The 2,164-nt window shown below is 61.8% G+C and carries 4 protein-coding genes; 2 read left to right on the top strand and 2 right to left on the bottom strand.

Annotation, left to right across the window (positions count from 1 at the left end):
- Together EOD07_RS31765 and EOD07_RS31770 are read right to left on the bottom strand one after the other, a co-directional pair.
- The coding region (locus EOD07_RS31765) for a hypothetical protein (RefSeq protein WP_206519622.1) at positions 1–236 on the bottom strand (236 nt) is incomplete at its 3' end.
- Between the two features lie 302 nt (positions 237–538).
- Positions 539–859, bottom strand: a complete 321-nt coding sequence (locus tag EOD07_RS31770; protein ID WP_052467793.1) for a DUF1330 domain-containing protein — start codon at positions 857–859, stop codon at positions 539–541.
- 128 nt (positions 860–987) lie between these two features.
- On the opposite strand from EOD07_RS31770, the gene EOD07_RS31775 reads away from it, so the two are divergent.
- Entirely contained in the window at positions 988–1,437 is a 450-nt protein-coding gene (locus EOD07_RS31775) for an Lrp/AsnC family transcriptional regulator (RefSeq protein ID WP_040985726.1), read from the top strand.
- A gap of 107 nt (positions 1,438–1,544) precedes the next feature.
- Positions 1,545–2,164, top strand: a 620-nt coding sequence (locus tag EOD07_RS31780; RefSeq protein WP_127238084.1) for a hydratase, incomplete at its 3' end; no start/stop codon positions are given.

Here is a 2,164-nt window from a genome sequence, read left to right on the forward strand (position 1 = left end):
CCCATGTTCCAGTCGTAGGAACAGGCTGGCGCCGACAGCGGCGTGGATATGACGACTTCCTCGACGGCCGGGTCGGCAAGCTCATGCCGCCCCTGCTCGACCAGTATCATGCTGTAGCGCCCGGTGCCCTCGATGGTGCGATGCTGCTGGGGAAAGGCGGAATAGGAAGACCTGCGGTAGAACTCCGCATAATTCTCATACGCTTCCCGCGCGACCTGCACATTCTCGGTCCTCATGACCGGCCTCCAAGGAGCCAAACTTCGCTTCGCAAATTCGACCTGAAGCGGGTCGGCGTTTCAAGGAAAACTCGCACTGCCCCGCTCGCGTTTGTAGCATGAACTTTTCCGGGGACCGCAAGATGCGTTCCCCGGATCGCACTCCAAGTTTTTGTTTTTATGCATGTCGTTATCCCAGAACCGCTGCGCACTTCTGGGCGACATGCATTTTGTTTTTATGCCTGTCGTTATCCCAGAACCGCTGCGCACTTCTGGGCGACATGCATGAAGGACGCACTTTGCCGGCTCAACGGCCTGGCCGCTCAGACGAGCGGGTCGGGAGCCGCGCTTTCGCCGCGACCCTGCTGCAGGATCATCCGTCCGCGGTCGGAAGAGGCGCGGCGGTACTTCGACGCCGCCTGATAATCGGTGTCGTTGTACCAGGCCTGGGCCGTGGCCTCGTCCGGAAATTCGAGGATGACCATGCGGTCGGTGAAGGTCTCACCCTCGCAAGTGGTCACCGGATCGCCCCGCGTCAGGAACTTCCCGCCATATTTCTTCAACGTGGCAGGGGTGAGCGCGGTGTACTTCTTGTACGTCTCGGGATCGTGGACCCTCATCGTGCAGATCATATAAGCGGCCATGGCCTCCTCCTTGATTTTCGATCGAGCTTATAGCTTTGTCGAAGCGCATTCACGATAAATTTCGGTTGTTATCGCCAGCCTTTCGCGCATAATCACCAAGGTATCGAGAAATTGTAGCTGAAAGCGCCATGGTCCCACTGGACGCCATCGACCATCGCATCCTGCGCGAGCTGCGGCAGGACGGCCGTATCTCGACGGTGGATCTGGCCGAGCGCGTCGGCCTTTCGCCCACGCCCTGCGCGCGCCGGCTGAAGCGGCTCGAGGAAACCGGCGTGATCCAGGGCTATGCGGCCCGTATCGATCCGGCGGCGCTGGGCCTCGGCGTCTGCGTGATGGTTTCCGTGCGCCTGGGACAGCAGGGCCCCGAAGGTGCCGGCCTGTTTCTGGACGAAGTGGCGAAACACCCGGAGATCACCGAATGCCTGCTGGTGACGGGAAACATCGACTACCTGCTGCGGGTATGGGTGAAGGACATCGCGGCGCTTCGCGAATTCATCAGCAACGTGCTGCAGTCGATCCCGTCGGTGGCCGAGACGTCGACGATGGTGGTGCTCAATCCCGACGAGACCAATCTCTAGGGACATGCTGATGCAGAAAACATCGTCCTTTGGTGGTCTACAGCTTACGACAAAACTGGTCCGGCAATCGGCGAGCGAATTGTCGAACGGAAATGGAGGGATCTGACATGGCATTCGATATCGTTGGTGCGGCTCAAGCGCTGGTGCGCGGCCATCGGGACAACACGCAGTTCGTGACGATCGAGGGATTGTCGGACCTTGCCTCCGCCTACAAAGTACAGGACGCCTATGTCGGATCGATCATCGGCGACGACCGCATAGCCGGTTACAAGATCGGCCTGACCTCGCACAGCATGCAGAGCATGTGCGGGATCGACCACCCCGTCGCCGGCGCCGTTTTCGGGCGGCGGGTGATGCACAGCGGAGCCAAGCTCTCGCTGACCGGTTACGGCCATCTCGGCGTCGAATTCGAGATCTGCGCCCGGCTCGGCCGCGATCTCGCGCCGCGCGCCGCGCCCTATACGCGCGACGAGGTCGCCGCGGCGGTCGACGGCGTCTGTGCGGCGGTCGAGGTCGTGGACGACCGCCACGCAGATTATTCGGTGCTGGATGTCCGCTCGCTGGTCGCCGACAATTCGTGGAATGCCGGCGTGGTGCTGGGCGATTTCGTCGCCCCGCCGGCAGCGCTGGAGAAAGTCGAAGCGGTCGTCTACCAGGACGGTGTCGAGATCGGCAGAGGGGTGGGCGCCGATGCGCTCGGTCACCCCTATGAGCCGCTGGCCTGGCT

The organism is Mesorhizobium sp. M2C.T.Ca.TU.002.02.1.1 (assembly GCF_003997225.1).

Bases quoted from the DNA above. Each gene is read 5' to 3' on its own strand.
- EOD07_RS31770 (WP_052467793.1), bottom strand. From the start codon at position 859: ATGGCCGCTTATATGATCTGCACGATGAGGGTCCACGATCCCGAGACG.
- EOD07_RS31775 (WP_040985726.1), top strand. From the start codon at position 988: ATGGTCCCACTGGACGCCATCGACCATCGCATCCTGCGCGAGCTGCGG.